The sequence below is a fragment of the Vibrio mytili genome (assembly GCF_049563345.1).
In the GTDB taxonomy this organism is placed as follows: Bacteria; Pseudomonadota; Gammaproteobacteria; order Enterobacterales; family Vibrionaceae; genus Vibrio; species Vibrio mytili.
Genome location: NZ_CP110481.1, coordinates 2,785,321 through 2,806,305, shown reverse-complemented (window position 1 = coordinate 2,806,305; position 20,985 = coordinate 2,785,321). Strand labels below are relative to the sequence as shown.

Sequence of the window (20,985 nt, the reverse complement as noted above, 5' to 3'; positions counted from 1 at the left end):
TTTTATGCCTGACGCTGGTGGCTTATGCTTTACGTTCTAGTAAAACACCCGCTTCCATATGGTGGGTATAAGGGAATTGGTCAAACAAAGCAAAACGAGTGATATGGTGTGTTTCGCTCAAAATATCTAAATTCTCTTTGAGTGTTTCTGGGTTACACGAGATGTACATGATGCGCTCGTAACCTTGAACCATTTTGCATGTATCGACATCCATACCTGAGCGTGGTGGATCGACAAAGATGGTGTTGCAGTTGTAGCTCTTCAGGTTCACACCTGCATCTTGTAGACGACGGAATTCACGTTTACCTTCGATTGCTTGCGTAAACTCTTCTGCAGATAGGCGTAGGATCTGCACGTTCTTAATCTCGTTTGCGGTGATATTGTATTGCGCAGATACCACAGAAGGCTTCGCCAGTTCTGTTGCCAGAACACGGTCAAAGTTTTGTGCTAGCGCCAGAGAGAAGTTACCGTTACCACAGTAAAGTTCTAGTAGGTCGCCTGTGCTCTCTTGAGTACAATCAACGGCCCATTCCAGCATCTTTTCTGCCACTTTACCGTTTGGCTGTGTGAAGCTGTTTTCGACTTGTTGGTATATGTAGCTTTGGCCATTCACGTCTAGCTTCTCAATTACGTAGTCACGATCTAGGACGATTTTCATCTTACGTGCACGCCCAATGATGTTTAGGTTAAAACCTTCATCATTTAGACGTTGTTTCAGTGCTTTCGCGTTTTCAATCCATTCATCATCAAGCTGGCGGTGGTAAAGCAGCGAAACCAGGATCTCACCACTTAGTGTTGATAGGAAATCCACTTGGAACAGTTTACGGCGCAGTGAGTCATTGTCTTTCATTGCATCAATTAACAGTGGCATTAAGTCGTTAATCAGACGGCTGGCCGCTGGGAATTGGTCCACACGGTATTTTTCACGAGTTTCTTGGTTGAACATGATGTAGTAGAGGTCATCCCCCTCATGCCATACGCGAAACTCAGCACGCATACGGTAATGCTGCTCTGGTGATTCAAACACTTCCAGTTCTGGCACATTGTACGGCGCGAACATATCAGTGAGACGTTCGACTTTTTCAGCCAGTTGTTCTGGGTAGCGTTGTGGATTGACATCAAGAGTAGCCATGTTCTTACCTTTGTGTGGTGCATTCAATTTAAGAGCGCAGATTTTAGTCAATCTCTACGTTATGTCCAGTTTTGTGCCTGAATTGTCCGAAACATCGTATGTACAAGCTAAATTGAATGGAAAATTGCATCATTCATTTCAATACTCACCATCAATATAGACTGGACAAATAATCGATTGCTGAATAGTATCTGCCTCAAGCTGGTGCTGTTTAGAAATCTAGACGGCTGAAAAGGGAATCTGGTGAAAGTCCAGAACTGACGCGCAGCGGTAAAAGAGAACGAAAGCTCAATAAGACACTGCATGAGTTTATGTGGGAAGTCGAGTGAGTAGGAAACATGATTATTTTGCTCTTAAGTCCGAATACCTGCCAGTAAGCGAGCCATGACACTAGAATGCCAATTACTGACTAAGGGCAGGGCTCGAAGGAATTACGCGACTTAGGACAACATAATGAAAAAATCTGCACTGGCGATCACTCTGGCATCGCTGCTTTTACCTGTGTCTTCTCTACAGGCCCAAGAAATTTCCGCTGACGAAACGATGATAGTGACAGCGAATCGATTTGAGCAAGCACAAAGTAATACTCTTGCTGATGTTGAAGTTGTTACACGTCAAGATATTGAGCGCATTCAAGCAAAGACTCTACCTGATGTACTGCGTCGCCTTACGGGTATCCAAGTCACCCAAAATGGTGGTCGTGGTCAACTCGCCTCTCTGTTTGTTCGTGGAACGAGTTCAGACCAAGTGCTGGTGCTGGTAGATGGCGTCCGTTTTGCTCGTGCTGCGAAAGGCGCAGTGGATTTTAATCAAATCCCATTAACTTATGTCCAACGTATTGAGTACGTACGTGGAGCGCGCGCATCCCTTTATGGCTCAGAAGCTATCGGTGGTGTTATTAATATCATTACAGTGGCGCGCGCCGAGGACGAAAGCACCAAGCTGAGTGCAGGCTTAGGCAGTCTTGATTATCAGGAGTTAAGTGTCGCGTCTGGTATTAAAGTCGGAGAGAGCGGGCAGGTGAATCTAGCTTTAGGCACTGAAAGTGATGATGGCTACAATGTTCGTCCCGTTGCTGGTGTTAACGATGGTGATCGCCATGGTTTTGAAACAAAGAATGGTTTGATTGGCTACGTACATAATTTTGATGATCAGTGGTCAGCGTTTGGTAACTTTCGTGCCTACGAAAATGTGTACCAATACGACAACAGTTATGGTAGTCGTGCATATTATGAGGCTGAAAAAGATGATTTTTCTGCTACGGTGGGAGGGAAATACCACTCGGGCAACTTGATATCAGAACTGCAAGTGACAGCTCAGAAGCAAAAATCATGGGACTATGAGAAGTCTGCTGGTAAACATTCAGGCCGAGAGGACGAGTTAGAGCAGCAAAATGTTCAATGGACAAATAGTTACTTGTTAAACAGCAATACTACTCTTGCTGGCGGTGTTGATTGGCGTAATGAGTCGTATCTAGATAAGAATGCGAATAAAACTTTTGATCGCACCAATGGCGCCGTGTTTGGGTTGGTCACGACAAGTATAGATAAAGCGACGTTAGAAGGTAGTGCTCGTGTTGATGACAATGAAGAGTATGGCAGTGAGTTCACCTACAGCTTAGGGGCAGGATACCAGTTTATTCCAGAGCTTGGTGCGAAGGCCTCTTTTGGTACTGCTTTTAAAGCTCCGAACCTTTATCAGCAATATGACCCAACCTATGGAGAGAAAAATCTAAAGCCTGAAGAGTCTGATGCATGGGAGATCAGCTTTAGCGGTGATGTCCAAGGTGTATTCTGGTCGTTAACAGGTTACGACTACAAGATCACTAATCTTATCGATTATCATCCAACAACGTATAAATACATGAATGTCGATGGGGAAACGCATATTCAAGGCGTTGAATTAGTTGCTGAGTTTGATACTGGAATAGTTCAGCATCAATTAAGCGCAGATTACAAAGATGCAGAAGATGATCAGGGACACCAACTTCAGCGCCGTGCGAAGGAAATGTATAAGTGGAACGCGTTGGTGAATTTTGATCAAGTCGATTGGAGCATCAGCTATCAATATATCGGTAAACGCCCCGATGTTGACTACAACTCATGGCCATCTCAAGATGTCTACCTATCTTCTTACTCATTGATCGATACGGCGATAAGTTACTATCCAAATGAGTCCACGACCATTAGTGCGCGTGTAGATAACTTATTGGACGAAGAATATGAAACAGCGTTAGGTTATCCAGCAGCAGAGCGAGCTTATTATCTCAGTGTTGGTTACCAATTCTAATTGTTAGCTGAGCATTAAACCGCCTCCGGGCGGTTTTTGTTTTTACGAGTTAAATGGAATTATCATGAGTAAACTTAAACGCGTAGTCATCAGTTGGTCGAGCGGAAAAGATTCCACATTGACGCTAGAAAGGTTGAAAGAAGACCCAAACTATCAAGTTGTCGGCCTCTACACGACTTACGTTGGTAGTGAGGTTCCCTTTCAAGCTACGCCACTTGAAGTGGTAGAAATGCAAGCGGACTTACTTGGTCTTCCATTGATCACGATCGAGCTTCCTGAAACCTTCCCGAGCAACGACATTTATCAATCGACTATCGTCAACGGATTACAAAACAGTGGGTTGAATGTGGAAGCGGTCGCGTTTGGCGACATGTTTTGCAATGGCATTGCTGATTATCGACGCAGTTATATCGAGCCAGCTGGCTGGGAGTGCGTATTCCCCTTATTAGGCGAAGAAAGTAAAACATTGGCTCTCGAAATCATCGAACGTGGTATTCAAACGATGCTAATTACCACCGATGGTAATATTCTGGAGTCGGATTGGTGTGGTCGTTGGTATGACAAATCACTCATTGATTCATTACCGAGAAATGTTGACCCTTGTGGTGAGAATGGGGAATTCCATACATTGGTCACATCTGCGCCATCTTTTCAAGGACATATCGAGCTGATAACGCTTAATGTAGAAACTGGAGAGCGGTTTAGTCATCAAAGATACCATGCCAAAACATTGCCAAAACATTGCCAAAACAAATCTAAGCAGTATGATCGCAACGTTTCTATTCTGTAGGTAAAGCTCGTGCGAGTAGCAAGTAAGAAAAAAGTTCTAGTATTTGACTCTGGCGTTGGTGGTTTATCCGTATTCCAAGAAATACACCGATTGTTACCACACATGGATTACTTGTATCTATTTGACAACGAAGCTTATCCATATGGTGAGCTAGAACAGGATGTGCTGATCACTCGCGTTAATAAGCTTGTGGCTACATTGGCGAAAGAGCATCAAGCAGACATAGTGGTCATCGCCTGTAATACGGCAAGTACCATAGTGCTTCCTTCTTTGCGTGAGAGCTTATCGATTCCAGTCGTTGGTGTTGTTCCTGCGATTAAACCAGCTTCTCTTTTAGCATCAAAAGGGGTCGGCCTTATTGCAACACCGGCGACAGTTACACGCCAATATACCCACGAATTGATTCGGGATTTTGCTCAGGGCAAGCCCGTCGAGCTTTTGGGTTCGACTCGGTTGGTTGATATGGCAGAAGAGAAATTACGGGGTAAATGTGTTTCGCTCAACGAGTTAGAGCATATTCTCCTGCCGCTGAAAGATAAAGTTGATGTCGCTGTGCTCGGCTGCACGCACTTTCCTTTGATTAAAGAAGAAATTCACAAAGCGTTGGGTGGTGAAGTGACACTCGTTGATTCGGGAGCGGCAATCGCGCGTAGAGTCAAAACATTACTCTTTGAGGATTCTGTTGGAGAGAAGAAAAGTGAGGGGACGAAGTCGATTTATGCCAGTGCATCTCCTTGGCAAGAAGATGCACTGAATCGTTGTTTAACGACGTTGGGATTTAGTCCTGTTCAAATTTTCCGTTGTCCGGATGTTTAGGATCGTTGGCAATACGAACCTTCAATGTCCTTTCCATATATTCCTTTTCATTTAAACTGGAGATGGCTGGTTTAACATCTGAAGCTGCCATTACCACAAAACCAAAGCCCCTCCGTTTACCCGTGCGTTTGTCTTTCATTAAGCGGACAGCATAGACTTGACCATACTCTGAAAACAGATCACGGACGTGACTCTCGTTTGCTTTGTAAGGGAGATTGCCAACATACAAGGTCTTCGTTGATGGATCGTTGTCGTTAGATTGGGTGATGGGTGCTTGGCCAGAAAATGAAAATAGAAAAGCAGTAGCGGCAACACCGATGATAAAGCTCAATGCAGGATGAATGGCCCATTGAGAGAAGACTACTCCTCCAATTACCGCTAATCCGGAGCATAAGATCAGATTTTTATTTGAAGTCATTTTGATTACTACACATAGATGATAAAGAAAAAGTGTGTCTATTTAACAGAATAGACACATGAATCTTACGTCTATGGTTGGCGTTTTTCCAACCAATTGCTGTGATATGTCTCAAATGTGTTGAAGAAATATGCTATTTCTCTTCTTTTGGTTGATTAGTGACCGGTTGAGCTGGTTTTATAAAAAAAGAGTTGCTCTCTTAACGCATCTCCCTATAATGCCGCATCACCGACACGGAGTGAGACGAGAGTCACATAGCGAGTCGGAATGAGAGAAAAAGATTATTTAAAATAAACCTTGACTCTTAAAACGGGAAGCGTAAGATACGCACCCCTGACAGCGAGATGCGAAAGCATCGAGTAAGTCAGAATAGCTCTTTAAAAATAAGAACCTATCAATCTGTGTGGGCACTCGTTGATGATAATCCAATTAGAAACTTCGGTTTCAAATTAGGTTTCAATGATACGAAGTGACCATTGAATCTTCGGATTCAGCACAGTCAATTCATTATCGTTCTGTTGGAACGATAATAGCTTTAAAATTACATTAGTAGTTTTGAAGTCAGTATTCATTGAGCCGAACAAAACTTTAAATTGAAGAGTTTGATCATGGCTCAGATTGAACGCTGGCGGCAGGCCTAACACATGCAAGTCGAGCGGAAACGAGTTAACTGAACCTTCGGGGGACGTGAACGGCGTCGAGCGGCGGACGGGTGAGTAATGCCTAGGAAATTGCCCTGATGTGGGGGATAACCATTGGAAACGATGGCTAATACCGCATGATGCCTTCGGGCCAAAGAGGGGGACCTTCGGGCCTCTCGCGTCAGGATATGCCTAGGTGGGATTAGCTAGTTGGTGAGGTAAGGGCTCACCAAGGCGACGATCCCTAGCTGGTCTGAGAGGATGATCAGCCACACTGGAACTGAGACACGGTCCAGACTCCTACGGGAGGCAGCAGTGGGGAATATTGCACAATGGGCGCAAGCCTGATGCAGCCATGCCGCGTGTATGAAGAAGGCCTTCGGGTTGTAAAGTACTTTCAGCAGTGAGGAAGGGGTGTGTGTTAATAGCGCATATCTTTGACGTTAGCTGCAGAAGAAGCACCGGCTAACTCCGTGCCAGCAGCCGCGGTAATACGGAGGGTGCGAGCGTTAATCGGAATTACTGGGCGTAAAGCGCATGCAGGTGGTTTGTTAAGTCAGATGTGAAAGCCCGGGGCTCAACCTCGGAATAGCATTTGAAACTGGCAGACTAGAGTACTGTAGAGGGGGGTAGAATTTCAGGTGTAGCGGTGAAATGCGTAGAGATCTGAAGGAATACCGGTGGCGAAGGCGGCCCCCTGGACAGATACTGACACTCAGATGCGAAAGCGTGGGGAGCAAACAGGATTAGATACCCTGGTAGTCCACGCCGTAAACGATGTCTACTTGGAGGTTGTGGCCTTGAGCCGTGGCTTTCGGAGCTAACGCGTTAAGTAGACCGCCTGGGGAGTACGGTCGCAAGATTAAAACTCAAATGAATTGACGGGGGCCCGCACAAGCGGTGGAGCATGTGGTTTAATTCGATGCAACGCGAAGAACCTTACCTACTCTTGACATCCAGAGAACTTTCCAGAGATGGATTGGTGCCTTCGGGAACTCTGAGACAGGTGCTGCATGGCTGTCGTCAGCTCGTGTTGTGAAATGTTGGGTTAAGTCCCGCAACGAGCGCAACCCTTATCCTTGTTTGCCAGCGAGTCATGTCGGGAACTCCAGGGAGACTGCCGGTGATAAACCGGAGGAAGGTGGGGACGACGTCAAGTCATCATGGCCCTTACGAGTAGGGCTACACACGTGCTACAATGGCGCATACAGAGGGCAGCCAACTTGCGAGAGTGAGCGAATCCCAAAAAGTGCGTCGTAGTCCGGATTGGAGTCTGCAACTCGACTCCATGAAGTCGGAATCGCTAGTAATCGTGGATCAGAATGCCACGGTGAATACGTTCCCGGGCCTTGTACACACCGCCCGTCACACCATGGGAGTGGGCTGCAAAAGAAGTAGGTAGTTTAACCTTCGGGGGGACGCTTACCACTTTGTGGTTCATGACTGGGGTGAAGTCGTAACAAGGTAGCGCTAGGGGAACCTGGCGCTGGATCACCTCCTTATACGATGATTATCGTGATGAGTGTCCACACAGATTGATAGTTCACAAGCGCAAGCTTGGGGCTAACTATGCTCTTTAACAATTTGGAAAGCTGACAAAACAACAATTTATTGTTGTTTGTAAAGTTCTCAAAGTATTCCTAAGGGAATACAACTAAAAACACATTCAAGTGTTCTTGGGAATAACATCTTTAGATGTTGTTCATATTTGAGTCCGGCAAAATCGAAATGTCTCTCGCTCATTCAAATAATGAGAGACAAACTTTGGTTGTTTAACGTCAATTCGAAACTTCTTCGGGTTGTATGGTTAAGTGACTAAGCGTACACGGTGGATGCCTTGGCAGTCAGAGGCGATGAAGGACGTATTAACTTGCGATAAGCCCAGATTAGGCAGTAAAAGCCACTTGAGTCTGGGATTTCCGAATGGGGAAACCCACTTACATAAGTAAGTATCGTTATGTGAATACATAGCATAACGAGGCGAACCGGGGGAACTGAAACATCTAAGTACCCCGAGGAAAAGAAATCAACCGAGATTCCGAAAGTAGCGGCGAGCGAAATTGGACTAGCCCTTAAGCTTTATATGCGTTAGACGAACGGTCTGGAAAGTCCGGCGATACAGGGTGATAGCCCCGTAGTTGACAACGCACATTCAGTGAAATCGAGTAGGGCGGGACACGTGATATCCTGTCTGAATATGGGGGGACCATCCTCCAAGGCTAAATACTACTGACTGACCGATAGTGAACCAGTACCGTGAGGGAAAGGCGAAAAGAACCCCTGTGAGGGGAGTGAAATAGAACCTGAAACCGTGTACGTACAAGCAGTAGGAGCACCTTCGTGGTGTGACTGCGTACCTTTTGTATAATGGGTCAGCGACTTATATTCAGTGGCAAGGTTAACCATCTAGGGGAGCCGTAGGGAAACCGAGTCTTAACTGGGCGTTCAGTCTCTGGATATAGACCCGAAACCAGGTGATCTAGCCATGGGCAGGTTGAAGGTTGAGTAACATCAACTGGAGGACCGAACCGACTAATGTTGAAAAATTAGCGGATGACTTGTGGCTAGGGGTGAAAGGCCAATCAAACCTGGAGATAGCTGGTTCTCCCCGAAAGCTATTTAGGTAGCGCCTCGGACGAATACTACTGGGGGTAGAGCACTGTTAAGGCTAGGGGGTCATCCCGACTTACCAACCCTTTGCAAACTCCGAATACCAGTAAGTACTATCCGGGAGACACACGGCGGGTGCTAACGTCCGTCGTGGAGAGGGAAACAACCCAGACCGCCAGCTAAGGTCCCAAATTACTACTAAGTGGGAAACGATGTGGGAAGGCTCAGACAGCCAGGATGTTGGCTTAGAAGCAGCCATCATTTAAAGAAAGCGTAATAGCTCACTGGTCGAGTCGGCCTGCGCGGAAGATGTAACGGGGCTAAGTAGTAAACCGAAGCTGCGGCAATATACTTTTGTATATTGGGTAGGGGAGCGTTCTGTAAGCGGTTGAAGGTGTGTGGTAACGCATGCTGGACGTATCAGAAGTGCGAATGCTGACATGAGTAACGATAAAGGGGGTGAAAAACCCCCTCGCCGGAAGACCAAGGGTTCCTGTCCAACGTTAATCGGGGCAGGGTAAGTCGACCCCTAAGGCGAGGCCGAAAGGCGTAGTCGATGGGAAACGGGTTAATATTCCCGTACTTCAACTTATTGCGATGGGGGGACGGAGAAGGCTAGGTGGGCCTGGCGACGGTTGTCCAGGTTCAAGTGCGTAGGCTTAAGAGTTAGGTAAATCCGGCTCTTTTTAAGGCTGAGACACGACGTCGAGCATCTACGGATGTGAAGTCATTGATGCCATGCTTCCAGGAAAAGCCTCTAAGCTTCAGATAAGTTGGAATCGTACCCCAAACCGACACAGGTGGTCGGGTAGAGAATACCAAGGCGCTTGAGAGAACTCGGGTGAAGGAACTAGGCAAAATGGTACCGTAACTTCGGGAGAAGGTACGCTCCTGGCGGTGAAGTCCCTTGCGGATGGAGCTACTAGGAGTCGCAGATACCAGGTGGCTGCAACTGTTTATTAAAAACACAGCACTGTGCAAAATCGTAAGATGACGTATACGGTGTGACGCCTGCCCGGTGCCGGAAGGTTAATTGATGGGGTTAGACTTTGGTCGAAGCTCTTGATCGAAGCCCCGGTAAACGGCGGCCGTAACTATAACGGTCCTAAGGTAGCGAAATTCCTTGTCGGGTAAGTTCCGACCTGCACGAATGGCGTAATGATGGCCACGCTGTCTCCACCCGAGACTCAGTGAAATTGAAATCGCTGTGAAGATGCAGTGTACCCGCGGCTAGACGGAAAGACCCCGTGAACCTTTACTACAGCTTGGCACTGAACATTGACCCTACATGTGTAGGATAGGTGGGAGGCTTTGAAACCAGCACGCCAGTGTTGGTGGAGCCGACCTTGAAATACCACCCTTGTAGTGTTGATGTTCTAACTTGGTCCCCTTATCGGGGATGAGGACAGTGCCTGGTGGGTAGTTTGACTGGGGCGGTCTCCTCCCAAAGAGTAACGGAGGAGCACGAAGGTGGGCTAATCACGGTTGGACATCGTGAGGTTAGTGCAATGGCATAAGCCCGCTTGACTGCGAGAATGACAATTCGAGCAGGTGCGAAAGCAGGTCATAGTGATCCGGTGGTTCTGAATGGAAGGGCCATCGCTCAACGGATAAAAGGTACTCCGGGGATAACAGGCTGATACCGCCCAAGAGTTCATATCGACGGCGGTGTTTGGCACCTCGATGTCGGCTCATCACATCCTGGGGCTGAAGTCGGTCCCAAGGGTATGGCTGTTCGCCATTTAAAGTGGTACGCGAGCTGGGTTTAGAACGTCGTGAGACAGTTCGGTCCCTATCTGCCGTGGGCGTTGGAGAATTGAAAGGGGCTGCTCCTAGTACGAGAGGACCGGAGTGGACGAACCTCTGGTGTTCGGGTTGTGTCGCCAGACGCATTGCCCGGTAGCTAAGTTCGGAATTGATAACCGCTGAAAGCATCTAAGCGGGAAGCGAGCCTTGAGATGAGTTCTCCCTGATACTTTAAGTATCCTAAAGGGTTGTCGTAGACTACGACGTTGATAGGTCAGGTGTGTAAGCGTTGTGAGGCGTTGAGCTAACTGATACTAATTGCCCGTGAGGCTTAACCATACAACACCCAAGGGGTTTTGATGGGCTCAATGAAAGAACATTGAATGTGTGATAACGAGAAATACAAACAGCTTTCCAGATTATTAAACTTGCTTAAGCAGCGAGTTTAAACCGAATTTGCTTGGCGACCATAGCGTTTTGGACCCACCTGACTCCATTCCGAACTCAGAAGTGAAACAAAATAGCGCCGATGGTAGTGTGGGGTTTCCCCATGTGAGAGTAGGACATCGCCAGGCTTGCTTCCTTGTTTTTAGATTTTGAAAAATCTAAAGGCAAAACTAAATAAAGCGAGCTAACCATAAGACTTTATTTAGTAAAAAATACCACTGCGGAGTGGTAGTTCAGTTGGTTAGAATACCGGCCTGTCACGCCGGGGGTCGCGGGTTCGAGTCCCGTCCACTCCGCCACTTATACGAAGCCTCAGTCGAAAGACTGGGGCTTTTTTGCGTTCATGTGAGCATGTTTCGTCCTTTGGACGAATGAGTCCCGGTTGTGTGCAACCCCAGCCACTCCGCCACTTATACGAAGCCTCAGTCGAAAGACAGGGGCTTTTTTGCGTTTATATGAGCATGTTTCGTCCTTTGGACGAATGAGTCCAATTGTAGTAAAAATTGACAATTCTAGCTGGTTACAATGCCAAATATCATTTATCCGTCAATATAAGTTGTTAGCTGTAGGTTTGTGCTCAGAAGAATAACAAGAAAACAAAAAGCCCAACAAACATATGTTGGGCTTGGGATTTTATATAAATGAGGTGACTAAAGAATGCGCTTTAAAACACCATCGGCTTTTAAGCGAGTAATCTTTCTTACTAGCTTTTGAACACCAACAGGATAATCTTCAACTTTCTCTAGCTGCCTGTAAGTGCAGATCAGTTGAGTATGTTCAAGAATTCTCGTGATTTCTTCTTCAAACTTTTCGACTAATTTAGCGTAATCATCTTGAATAAGCAGACCATTTTCAAGGTCGAGCGACCAAGCTCTTGGATTTAGATTATTTCCTGTGAGTAGCATGTATCGCTTATCCACCCAGATACCTTTTAGATGGAAGCTGTTATTGGCATGTTTCCATAAGTAGATAGATAGTTTACGTGCTGCGATATTAGCTTCGTTTGCTTTAGCAAATCGGCGCAGGTTAACTTCATAAAGGTAGGGCAACCCGCCGATCGTCTTAAATTCTTCCTCTGGCGCTATATAGAAGTCATTCGCTGTCTTGTCTCCCACGACGATAGTGACCTTGGCACCTCGTCTCATGGCGCGTTTTACCTCACGATGTATTGCCTTGGGGAAGTTAAAGTAAGGGGTGCAAATGAAGATTTCATTCTTAGCGCTTGCTAGAAGTTGTACGATTTGCTGATTGAGGAGATTGCGGCGCTTACCTAAGCCAACAAGTGGGGTCACTTTGACACTATCTTCGGTTGTTACTTCTGGAGTAAACGTATAGTTGGCTTGAGCGAGTGAGGCGCGTAGTTGCCTAATTGCAGATTTAATATCTTTGGTTTCTGGCTTGTCTTGAGCTGTAAGATCATTAACTGCTGGGTGCGCAATCATTTCATTTTGAATAAAATTAACCATGGAGTCTGCGAGAGATTCATGCTGGATTACATGGTAACGGTCAAATCGATAACGGTCATTATATTGGAGATAGATATTGTTTAGGCTAGCACCACTGTAGATAACAGAGTCATCAATAATAAAGCCTTTAAGGTGCAGAACTCCAAAAACTTCTTTTCCTCTTACGGGTATTCCGTAAACAGGGATTGAGTACTGATATTTATGTGCAAACGCTTTATATAATGCTGAATTGCCTTCTGAGCTTTCTGCTCCGATCAGCCCACGTTGCGCTCGATGCCAATCAACACAAATATTTATATCCAATCCAGGGTTTCGCTGCTTTGCTTCATAAAGAGCAGTGAGTATTTCACGTCCGGCTTCATCATCTTCCAGATATAGAGCGACTAGGTAAATTCGTGACGTTGCTTTGCTTATCGCATCTAGGAGGCGAAGTCTGAATGTTTCTGCAGAATACAGAACATCAAAGTCCTCGGAATTAACCGCGAGGGTAGGCAAGCGTTCGAATGGATTCCTACTTACTATCATATCGGTGTGAGTACCTTATTTTAATGCAATATTGCGAACCTGATATTTTATCAAAGATATGATTTATCTGGCTACAAAAGTCCTCACTTTACCGTTTCAGAAGAGAGGAATTGCATTGGAATGAGATCTTTGCCGCTTTGTACATAACGTTGGAATGCTTGTTTTAAGCAATGGGGCAGCTCTGAACTATTGATGGTTTTAAAACCGTGGTCTGAGTAATAACTTTCCAAATGTCGAAAAGCGAAGCAATAATCGTCAACTGTGAAAACGTTGTTCTCACAATGCTTAAGTAAAGTGTGTCCAACTCCCGTTCCTCTCAGCTCTGGTATTACCAACATTCCTGTCAACAAGCGTGTGGTATCGACATTTTTTAGGCGTAATAAAGCAACGATGTTCCCATAACGGTTGGCAGTGATGATCAGTTCATCACTTTTGGCACGCCCAGAGGGGTAGTGCTCCTTGTAGAGCTTTTTTATTAATGGAAGCTTGACAGGATTTAACACTTCGATGGTTAATGATTGAGTCATTGCCACTGCGGTTCATAGATATCTAATGTAGAATGTTGTCAGTTTAAGAGAACTTTACCTAGCGTTGCAAACACACTATGCAAATTAAAGAAAATGCAAGCCTTAAGGCCTATCACACTTTTGGTATTGAACAAACCTGTTCTTACTTAGCGGTTGTCGAATCAGAGAATGATATTGTTCAACTTTTCCGAGACCCATTTTTCGCCGAGCTACCGAAGCTGTTTCTTGGTAAAGGGAGCAATGTCCTGTTTACAGAGCATTTTGATGGTCTTGTCATTGTAAATCGACTAACGGGTAAAGTAGTCAAAGAGACGACTGATCATTATTCTCTGCATATTTCTGGAGGTGAGGACTGGCCTGAACTGGTTAAGTGGTGTGTTCAACAAGGAATCGGAGGCGTTGAGAACTTAGCTTTAATCCCAGGTTGTGCAGGTTCGGCTCCTATCCAGAACATTGGAGCTTATGGTTTAGAGTTTAAAGATATATGTGATTATGTTGATATTCTGGATCTTCAAACCCTTACCGTGAAAAGGATGACCGCTGAAGAGTGCAACTTTGGTTATCGTGATTCGATTTTTAAACATGACTTGTACGAGAAGTGTTTTATCGTCGCGATTGGGTTGAGCTTAACTAAAGAGTGGCAGCCTATCAATCAATATGGGCCTCTCCGAGATATCCCTGACGCACAGTTAAGTCCGGTGACTATTTTTGAACGCGTGTGTCAGGTACGTACAGAGAAACTCCCTGACCCGAATAAAGTAGGGAACGCAGGCAGCTTTTTCAAAAATCCGGTGATCTCAAACGATCATTATGATCGCCTTGTTGTGTCTCACCCTAACTTGGTTGCTTATCCTGTAGATGAGGGCATGAAAATCGCTGCAGGCTGGTTGATAGATCAGTGCGGCTTGAAAGGACGTTCAGTCAATGGCGCTCAAGTTAATCCACTTCAAGCGTTAGTTCTTACTAACGTAGATAATTGTACGGCCCAAGATGTGTTGGCATTAGCTTCATTAGTAAAAAAAACAGTTTGGGATAAGTACCAAATTGAACTAGAACATGAAGTGCGTTTTATCAATCGTCTGGGGGAAACCAACCTGACAGAGATTGAGGCGAAATCATGAGGAAAGAGCACTCTACAAAGTTTCATATTTTGAAAACGCTCAGTGATGGTAACTTCCATTCGGGTGAAACCTTGGGCCGAGAACTCAATATCTCAAGAGCTGCTATTGCCAAGCACATACAAGGGCTCAGTGACTGGGGAATAGATATACATCGACTTCAAGGGAAAGGTTATCAATTGGCTCATCCATTGCAGCTTTTAGATGAAGCTGTACTAAAAGCAGCGTCAACAACTCCGATAGAGCTGATTCCTGTAATTGATTCTACCAACCAATACCTGCTTGAAAGGGTTACAGAATCTGAAAAGGGTCGTGTCTGTTTAGCTGAATATCAGGCCCAAGGCCGTGGTCGTCGCGGTCGGCAGTGGATTTCACCGTTTGGCTCAAACTTATACTTATCCATGTACTGGCGTTTAGATGCTGGTATGGCTGCGGCGATGGGGCTCAGCTTGGTGATTGGAATCGCTGCCGTGGAAGCATTGGAAGAAATGGGTATTGATGGAGTGAAGCTTAAGTGGCCAAACGATCTCTATCATCAGGATAAAAAGTTAGCCGGAATTTTAGTTGAGATGTCAGGTCAGGCAGGAGGAGCGGCTAACCTAGTCATTGGTATGGGGATAAATATAGGTATGCCCGAGCAACAGCCTAATATCGATCAGCCATGGACAAGTCTCAACCAAGTTTGTAAAGAGCAGAGGATAGATAGAACACGGCTCGCTCTTACGTTTATTGAACATTGGAAAGCAGCTCTTGTTGACTATGAATTCATGGGGCTTGCAGGGTTTGTTGAACGTTGGAACCGACTGGATAACTTTATTAGCCGTAAGGTTAAGTTATTAATTGGGTCAAGAGAAGTATATGGCGTTGTGCAGGGAATTGATCAACAAGGCGGTATACTGCTCGAGACAGAAAGAGGGGGAGAGACTTTTATTGGCGGTGAGATTTCCTTGCGCAAGAGTGACTAGCGCCTTCTCATTTTCTTAAAGATACCCTATCAACTAGGTGGTTAACACCTTTGTGTAAAATCAAATGGGCTCTTTCTCTCGTAGGTAGGATATTATGTTCTAAATTGAGTCCATTGATCTTTTCCCAAATCTCTTTTGCTTTGTTTTTCGCTTCGCTAACAGAGAGCTCCGTATAGTGGCTGAAATAAGACCCTGGCTTTGTAAAAGCACCCCGACGAAATTTTAAAAACCGTTCCACATACCATTGTTGTATTGTTTCTGTTTCCGCATCGACATAAATGGAAAAGTCTAAAAAATCGGAGACAAACACGCGATGTGGGTCATGTGGGTAGTCCATGCCACTCTGCAGCACATTTAACCCTTCGATGATCAGCACGTCAGGTCTATCCACCTTTTTCAGTTCATCGGTTATATCGTAGGTAATATGAGAGTAGACAGGAACCTCTAAGTTGGGTTTCCCGGCTTTCACATCTGACATAAATTCGACCAAACGTTTCATGTCATACGATTCAGGAAAGCCTTTGCGATGCATAATTCCCTTTTTTTCTAACACTTTTTTAGGGTAAAGAAAGCCATCTGTAGTTACTAACGATACTTTAGGATGATTTTCCCATCGGGAGAGAAGTGCTTCCATTATCCGCGCAGTTGTACTTTTTCCTACTGCAACACTACCAGCGATCCCGATGACAAAAGGGGGAGCATGTTCTGCTGTGTTCAAAAACTGTTGCAGCACAGTATTGCGACTCTGACGGGCTTGCACATATAAATTCAATAGGCGAGACAAAGGAAGGTAGATTTCTACTGCTTCTTCCATAGTTAGATTTTCATTAATGCCTTGAAGCGCTATCAAGTCATCTTCAGAGAGTGTCATTGGCACAGAGTTACGTAATTCTGCCCAATTTGCACGGTCAAATGACAAAAATGGACTCATGGGTCTCGTTTATCCTTAGTTGCATTAAGAGCAAGAACATACATCAAGGATGCGTTAAAGCAAACGACCAAGGTCGAAGTTTGTTTGAAAAAAGTAAGGTTTGTATGTTTTTTCAGCGAATAGATATAAAAAATCGAATTTTATGATTTTTTTTTAAATTACTATTGCAACCTAGAAAATCATTCAATAGAATGCGCACCACTTATGCCGACTTAGCTCAGTAGGTAGAGCAACTGACTTGTAATCAGTAGGTCACCAGTTCGATTCCGGTAGTCGGCACCATTCTCTCCTGTTTCTCTTGAAGCAATTAGTAGTGAGAATGACTAGAAATTTTGGAGGGGTTCCCGAGTGGCCAAAGGGAGCAGACTGTAAATCTGCCGGCACTGCCTTCGATGGTTCGAATCCGTCCCCCTCCACCATATTCTTTAGGAAATAGCTCTCAGAGTTACGTGTTGCGGGCATCGTATAATGGCTATTACCTCAGCCTTCCAAGCTGATGATGCGGGTTCGATTCCCGCTGCCCGCTCCACTCTAATTTGAGTGCTGATATAGCTCAGGTGGTAGAGCGCATCCTTGGTAAGGATGAGGTCGGCAGTTCGAGTCTGCCTATCAGCACCAGCTCTCAAGCGCATTTCCTTTTGATATTAGATTTACCAATAATCTTTTTTGGTTGCGTGGTCAACTTGGGCCACCAAAATCCGTACCTAGAGGGACCACTCATGTCTAAAGAAAAATTTGAACGTACGAAACCGCACGTTAACGTTGGTACTATCGGCCACGTTGACCACGGTAAAACAACTCTAACTGCTGCAATCTGTACTACTCTTGCTAAAGTATACGGCGGTGTTGCAAAAGACTTTGCTTCTATCGATAACGCTCCAGAAGAGCGTGAGCGCGGTATCACAATCGCAACTTCTCACGTTGAGTACGATACTCCATCTCGTCACTACGCACACGTTGACTGTCCAGGACACGCGGACTACGTTAAGAACATGATCACTGGTGCTGCACAGATGGACGGTGGTATCCTAGTTGTTGCTGCGACAGATGGCCCAATGCCACAAACTCGTGAGCACATCCTACTAGGCCGTCAGGTTGGTATCCCATACATCATCGTATTCATGAACAAATGTGACATGGTTGATGATGAAGAACTACTAGAACTAGTAGAAATGGAAGTTCGTGAACTTCTTTCTGAATACGACTTCCCAGGTGATGACCTACCAGTTATCCAAGGTTCTGCACTAGGCGCACTAAACGGCGAAGAGCAGTGGGAAGCGAAAATTGTTGAACTAGCTGAAGCTCTAGATACTTACATCCCAGAGCCAGAGCGTGCAGTTGATCAACCATTCCTGATGCCAATCGAAGACGTATTCTCAATCCAAGGTCGTGGTACAGTAGTAACTGGCCGTATCGAGCGTGGTATCCTATCAGTAGGTGATGAAGTAGCAATCGTAGGTATCAAAGATACTACAACGACTACATGTACTGGTGTTGAGATGTTCCGTAAGCTTCTAGACGAAGGTCGTGCGGGTGAGAACGTTGGTGCACTTCTACGTGGTACTAAGCGTGATGAAGTTGAACGTGGTCAAGTACTAGCGAAGCCTGGTTCAATCACTCCACACACTAAGTTCGAATCAGAAGTATACGTACTGTCTAAAGATGAAGGTGGTCGTCACACTCCATTCTTCAAAGGTTACCGTCCACAATTCTACTTCCGTACAACTGACGTAACTGGTGACATCCAGCTACCAGACGGTGTAGAAATGGTAATGCCTGGTGACAACGTACAGATGACTGTTGAGCTAATCGCACCAATCGCAATGGACGAAGGTCTACGTTTCGCGATCCGTGAAGGTGGCCGTACAGTAGGTGCTGGTGTTGTTGCTAAGATCTTCGACTAATTCATAGCGAATTAGCGAATGCTTTCGGAAAATCTTGAATTAGATTTGACGAACCAGTAGCAAAAAGGGCATCATTTGATGCCCTTTTTCTGCACTCAACATAATTTTTGCTGTTTTATTACTCATAAGTGGGTTGAGTGTAGAGCAAGATGAGCCAAAGCGGCTTAATCTTAAGAGGAGTTCGCTGATTTTTTCAGCGATATGGAGTTTGCCCTGCAACAGCGGGGTTGTTGTCGTCTATATTAAGACTTGTAACAGGTTGGTTTATGAAAGCGAATAATGCTGAAACTCCTGATAGCTCAAACGCAGCAGATACGTTTAAGTGGATTGCCGCTTTCGTATTGGCAGCTGCCGCTGTTGTGGGTAATTACCTGTATGGTGAAATGTCTGTAGTAATTCGTGCTGCAGGCGTTGTTGTTTTGATTGCCGCCGCTCTTGGCGTTGCAGCAACAACGACTAAAGGTAAAGCAGCGATCAGTTTTGCAAAAGAATCTCGTATGGAAGTTCGTAAAGTTGTTTGGCCTACGCGTCAAGAAACCATGCAAACAACACTGATCGTTTTAGCTGTAAGTATTGTAATGGCTCTAGTGCTATGGGGTATTGACGGAATTATGGTTCGTCTAGTAGCTCTAGCGACTGGGGTATAGAGGGTTTTAATTCATGAGTGAAGCTCCAAAAAAACGCTGGTATGTGGTTCAAGCCTTCTCTGGATTTGAAGGTCGTGTGGCTCAATCTTTGCGCGAGCATATCAAAATGCACGGCATGGAAGAGTTCTTCGGTGAAGTACTGGTACCGACTGAAGAAGTGGTAGAAATGCGTGCGGGCCAACGTCGCAAATCTGAGCGTAAGTTCTTCCCTGGCTACGTCCTTGTTCAGATGATTATGAACGATGAATCATGGCACCTAGTACGTAGTGTGCCGCGTGTCATGGGCTTCATTGGTGGTACCTCAGACCGCCCTGCACCTATCACCGATAAAGAAGCGGATGCGATTCTTAATCGTCTTGAAAAAGCGAGTGAAGCTCCTCGTCCACGTACTATGTACGAAGCGGGTGAAGTGGTACGTGTTAACGAAGGTCCGTTCGCTGATTTCAACGGTACCGTTGAAGAAGTGGATTATGAGAAGAGCCGCTTGAAAGTGTCTGTCTCGATCTTTGGTCGTGCGACGCCAGTTGAGCTTGAATTTGGTCAGGTTGAAAAGCTGGACTAAGACTCTTGTTTAAAGAGTATAAAAAATCACCTTTTTAGGGTTGTATAAGGCGCGGATTATGACTATAATTTCGCGCCTTTTTGCTTATCGTGAAGTGAAAAGTTTTTACGTAAACGGGGAGCTGGTCAGCAGACTAGCGTTAGAACCCAAACTTTAGGAAATATCATGGCTAAGAAAGTTGAAGCTTACATCAAGCTACAAGTTGCTGCTGGCGCTGCGAACCCAAGTCCACCAGTTGGTCCTGCTCTAGGTCAACACGGTGTGAACATCATGGAATTCTGTAAAGCGTTCAACGCAAAAACAGAATCTATCGAAAAAGGTCTACCAACTCCAGTAGTTATCACTGTATACAGCGACCGTTCTTTCACGTTCGTAACTAAGACTCCACCTGCTGCTGTTCTTCTTAAGAAAGCTGCTGGCGTTAAGTCTGGTTCAGGTCGTCCAAACACTGAAAAAGTGGGCACTGTAACTGACGCTCAAATCCAAGAAATCGCAGAAACTAAAGCTGCCGATATGACTGGTGCTGATATCGAAGCGATGAAGCGTTCTATCGCAGGTACTGCTCGTTCAATGGGCCTAGTGGTAGAGGGTTAATAAGATGGCAAAACTAACTAAGCGTATGCGCGTTATTCGCGAAAAAGTTGACGTAACTAAAGAATACGAAATCAACGAAGCTGTTGCTCTTCTTCAAGAGCTTGCAACTGCTAAATTTGTTGAGTCTGTAGATGTTGCTGTTAACCTAGGCATCGATGCTCGTAAATCTGACCAGAACGTGCGTGGTGCAACTGTACTACCTCACGGTACTGGCCGCGAAATCCGCGTTGCAGTGTTCACTCAAGGTGCTAACGCTGAAGCAGCTAAAGAAGCTGGCGCAGACATCGTAGGTATGGAAGATCTTGCTGAGCAAGTTAAGAAAGGCGAAATGAACTTTGACGTAGTTGTTGCTTCTCCAGATGCAATGCGCGTTGTAGGTCAACTAGGTACTATCCTAGGTCCTCGCGGTCTTATGCCAAACCCTAAAGTTGGTACTGTAACTCCTAACGTTGCTGAAGCAGTTAAAAACGCTAAAGCTGGTCAGGTTCGTTACCGTAACGACAAAAACGGCATCATCCACACTACTATCGGTAAAGCAAACTTCTCTGCTGAGCAGATCAAAGAGAACCTAGAATCACTTCTAGTTGCTCTGAAGAAAGCTAAGCCATCTTCTGCGAAAGGTACTTTCCTGAAGAAAGTAAGCATCTCTACTACGATGGGTGCTGGTGTTGCTGTTGATCAGGCTAGCCTGAACACTCAAGCATAATTTATTTGCTTAGGCGCAAAATTTGTGTATAATTTTGCGCCTAATATTTGTGGTTGGGGCTGAACTTTGGTTCTTTGAACTGTCTCCTAGTTCGAAATGAATTAAGACCCAGTCTCCGTCCAAGACCGTAGGTGTTTGTGTAAAAACAAGC

The 20,985-nt window shown here is 45.4% G+C and carries 15 protein-coding genes, 5 tRNA genes, 3 rRNA genes and 1 riboswitch; of the genes, 18 read left to right on the top strand and 5 right to left on the bottom strand.

Translation table 11 applies throughout. From position 1 onward, the window contains the following. Positions 1-22: 22 nt before the first annotated feature. Entirely contained in the window at positions 23-1,132 is a 1,110-nt protein-coding gene (gene trmA, locus ONE56_RS12930; RefSeq protein WP_423839973.1) for a tRNA (uridine(54)-C5)-methyltransferase TrmA, read from the bottom strand. Positions 1,133-1,317: 185 nt separating this feature from the next. Beyond that, a riboswitch (cobalamin riboswitch) is annotated at positions 1,318-1,521 on the top strand. 64 nt (positions 1,522-1,585) lie between these two features. Here trmA and btuB point away from each other — a divergent pair. The 3 genes from btuB to murI all read left to right on the top strand — a co-directional run bounded on the left by btuB (position 1,586) and on the right by murI (position 5,027). Then, a complete protein-coding gene (btuB, locus tag ONE56_RS12925) occupies positions 1,586-3,421 on the top strand; it encodes a TonB-dependent vitamin B12 receptor (protein WP_423839972.1) in 1,836 nt (611 codons plus the stop codon). Between the two features lie 64 nt (positions 3,422-3,485). Further along, entirely contained in the window at positions 3,486-4,211 is a 726-nt protein-coding gene (locus tag ONE56_RS12920) for an ATPase (RefSeq protein WP_423839971.1), read from the top strand. Between the two features lie 9 nt (positions 4,212-4,220). Next, entirely contained in the window at positions 4,221-5,027 is an 807-nt protein-coding gene (gene murI, locus ONE56_RS12915) for a glutamate racemase (RefSeq protein WP_041155296.1), read from the top strand. Here the strand turns inward: murI and ONE56_RS12910 are convergent. Next, positions 4,990-5,445, bottom strand: coding sequence for an RNA recognition motif domain-containing protein (locus tag ONE56_RS12910; protein WP_423839970.1), 456 nt, complete (start codon positions 5,443-5,445; stop codon positions 4,990-4,992). The two genes, murI and ONE56_RS12910, sit on opposite strands and share 38 nt — an antisense overlap. Positions 5,446-6,035: 590 nt before the next feature. Between ONE56_RS12910 and ONE56_RS12905 the strand changes: the two genes are divergently transcribed. From ONE56_RS12905 to ONE56_RS12890, 4 genes are all read left to right on the top strand, one after another. Continuing rightward, positions 6,036-7,588: ribosomal RNA gene (locus ONE56_RS12905) — 16S ribosomal RNA — on the top strand. Positions 7,589-7,891: 303 nt separating this feature from the next. Continuing rightward, positions 7,892-10,781 (top strand): 23S ribosomal RNA (locus ONE56_RS12900). Between the two features lie 120 nt (positions 10,782-10,901). Then, a 5S ribosomal RNA gene (gene rrf / locus ONE56_RS12895) occupies positions 10,902-11,017 on the top strand. The 16S, 23S and 5S rRNA genes sit together here with 1 tRNA gene alongside, the layout of an rRNA operon. A 94-nt stretch (positions 11,018-11,111) precedes the next feature. Then, positions 11,112-11,188 (top strand) — tRNA-Asp (locus ONE56_RS12890). 351 nt (positions 11,189-11,539) lie between these two features. On the opposite strand, the gene pssA is transcribed toward ONE56_RS12890, so the two are convergent. Together pssA and ONE56_RS12880 are read right to left on the bottom strand one after the other, a co-directional pair. Further along, positions 11,540-12,880 carry a CDP-diacylglycerol--serine O-phosphatidyltransferase gene (gene pssA, locus ONE56_RS12885; protein WP_423839969.1) on the bottom strand — a complete coding sequence of 447 codons (1,341 nt, stop codon included), beginning with the start codon at positions 12,878-12,880 and terminating at the stop codon, positions 11,540-11,542. 83 nt (positions 12,881-12,963) lie between these two features. Beyond that, positions 12,964-13,407 carry a GNAT family N-acetyltransferase gene (locus ONE56_RS12880; RefSeq protein WP_423839968.1) on the bottom strand — a complete coding sequence of 148 codons (444 nt, stop codon included), beginning with the start codon at positions 13,405-13,407 and terminating at the stop codon, positions 12,964-12,966. 77 nt (positions 13,408-13,484) lie between these two features. Here ONE56_RS12880 and murB point away from each other — a divergent pair, with 77 nt between their 5' ends. Together murB and birA are read left to right on the top strand one after the other, a co-directional pair. Beyond that, positions 13,485-14,528, top strand: coding sequence for a UDP-N-acetylmuramate dehydrogenase (gene murB / locus ONE56_RS12875; protein WP_041155563.1), 1,044 nt, complete (start codon positions 13,485-13,487; stop codon positions 14,526-14,528). Further along, on the top strand, positions 14,525-15,490 hold the full coding sequence (gene birA / locus ONE56_RS12870; protein ID WP_423839967.1) for a bifunctional biotin--[acetyl-CoA-carboxylase] ligase/biotin operon repressor BirA: 966 nt from the start codon (positions 14,525-14,527) through the stop codon (positions 15,488-15,490). Before murB ends, birA begins: the two co-directional genes overlap by 4 nt. Before the next feature lie 7 nt (positions 15,491-15,497). Here the strand turns inward: birA and coaA are convergent, their stop codons facing one another. Continuing rightward, a complete protein-coding gene (gene coaA, locus ONE56_RS12865) occupies positions 15,498-16,421 on the bottom strand; it encodes a type I pantothenate kinase (protein ID WP_041155565.1) in 924 nt (307 codons plus the stop codon). 206 nt (positions 16,422-16,627) lie between these two features. On the opposite strand from coaA, the gene ONE56_RS12860 reads away from it, so the two are divergent. The 9 genes from ONE56_RS12860 (at position 16,628) to rplA (ending at position 20,834) form a co-directional block, all read left to right on the top strand. Further along, positions 16,628-16,703 (top strand) — tRNA-Thr (locus tag ONE56_RS12860). Positions 16,704-16,755: 52 nt separating this feature from the next. Beyond that, a tRNA-Tyr gene (locus ONE56_RS12855) sits at positions 16,756-16,840 on the top strand. 35 nt (positions 16,841-16,875) lie between these two features. Beyond that, positions 16,876-16,950, top strand: a tRNA-Gly gene (locus ONE56_RS12850). Between the two features lie 13 nt (positions 16,951-16,963). Next, positions 16,964-17,039: transfer RNA gene (locus tag ONE56_RS12845), tRNA-Thr, on the top strand. Between the two features lie 101 nt (positions 17,040-17,140). Next, complete coding sequence (tuf, locus tag ONE56_RS12840) at positions 17,141-18,325, top strand: elongation factor Tu (RefSeq protein WP_423839934.1); 1,185 nt, start codon at positions 17,141-17,143, stop codon at positions 18,323-18,325. A gap of 266 nt (positions 18,326-18,591) precedes the next feature. Then, positions 18,592-18,972, top strand: coding sequence for a preprotein translocase subunit SecE (secE, locus tag ONE56_RS12835; protein ID WP_041155709.1), 381 nt, complete (start codon positions 18,592-18,594; stop codon positions 18,970-18,972). A 13-nt stretch (positions 18,973-18,985) separates the two neighbouring features. Further along, the gene (gene nusG, locus ONE56_RS12830) at positions 18,986-19,534 is read left to right on the top strand and encodes a transcription termination/antitermination protein NusG (protein ID WP_331439263.1); all 549 of its coding nucleotides are present in this window, start codon (positions 18,986-18,988) and stop codon (positions 19,532-19,534) included. A 165-nt stretch (positions 19,535-19,699) separates the two neighbouring features. Then, complete coding sequence (gene rplK / locus ONE56_RS12825; protein ID WP_005440554.1) at positions 19,700-20,128, top strand: 50S ribosomal protein L11; 429 nt, start codon at positions 19,700-19,702, stop codon at positions 20,126-20,128. 4 nt (positions 20,129-20,132) lie between these two features. Continuing rightward, positions 20,133-20,834 carry a 50S ribosomal protein L1 gene (rplA, locus tag ONE56_RS12820; RefSeq protein ID WP_005440557.1) on the top strand — a complete coding sequence of 234 codons (702 nt, stop codon included), beginning with the start codon at positions 20,133-20,135 and terminating at the stop codon, positions 20,832-20,834. The last annotated feature ends 151 nt before the right edge of the window (positions 20,835-20,985 follow it).

Excerpts from the sequence above, each read along its gene's own strand:
- ONE56_RS12910 (WP_423839970.1), bottom strand. The coding sequence starts at position 5,445 with ATGACTTCAAATAAAAATCTGATCTTATGCTCCGGATTAGCGGTAATT.
- nusG (WP_331439263.1), top strand. The coding sequence starts at position 18,986 with ATGAGTGAAGCTCCAAAAAAACGCTGGTATGTGGTTCAAGCCTTCTCT.
- murB (WP_041155563.1), top strand. The coding sequence starts at position 13,485 with ATGCAAATTAAAGAAAATGCAAGCCTTAAGGCCTATCACACTTTTGGT.
- ONE56_RS12880 (WP_423839968.1), bottom strand. The coding sequence starts at position 13,407 with ATGACTCAATCATTAACCATCGAAGTGTTAAATCCTGTCAAGCTTCCA.
- tuf (WP_423839934.1), top strand. The coding sequence starts at position 17,141 with ATGTCTAAAGAAAAATTTGAACGTACGAAACCGCACGTTAACGTTGGT.
- birA (WP_423839967.1), top strand. The coding sequence starts at position 14,525 with ATGAGGAAAGAGCACTCTACAAAGTTTCATATTTTGAAAACGCTCAGT.
- rplK (WP_005440554.1), top strand. The coding sequence starts at position 19,700 with ATGGCTAAGAAAGTTGAAGCTTACATCAAGCTACAAGTTGCTGCTGGC.
- btuB (WP_423839972.1), top strand. The coding sequence starts at position 1,586 with ATGAAAAAATCTGCACTGGCGATCACTCTGGCATCGCTGCTTTTACCT.
- trmA (WP_423839973.1), bottom strand. The coding sequence starts at position 1,132 with ATGGCTACTCTTGATGTCAATCCACAACGCTACCCAGAACAACTGGCT.
- pssA (WP_423839969.1), bottom strand. The coding sequence starts at position 12,880 with ATGATAGTAAGTAGGAATCCATTCGAACGCTTGCCTACCCTCGCGGTT.
- rplA (WP_005440557.1), top strand. The coding sequence starts at position 20,133 with ATGGCAAAACTAACTAAGCGTATGCGCGTTATTCGCGAAAAAGTTGAC.
- ONE56_RS12920 (WP_423839971.1), top strand. The coding sequence starts at position 3,486 with ATGAGTAAACTTAAACGCGTAGTCATCAGTTGGTCGAGCGGAAAAGAT.
- coaA (WP_041155565.1), bottom strand. The coding sequence starts at position 16,421 with ATGAGTCCATTTTTGTCATTTGACCGTGCAAATTGGGCAGAATTACGT.
- secE (WP_041155709.1), top strand. The coding sequence starts at position 18,592 with ATGAAAGCGAATAATGCTGAAACTCCTGATAGCTCAAACGCAGCAGAT.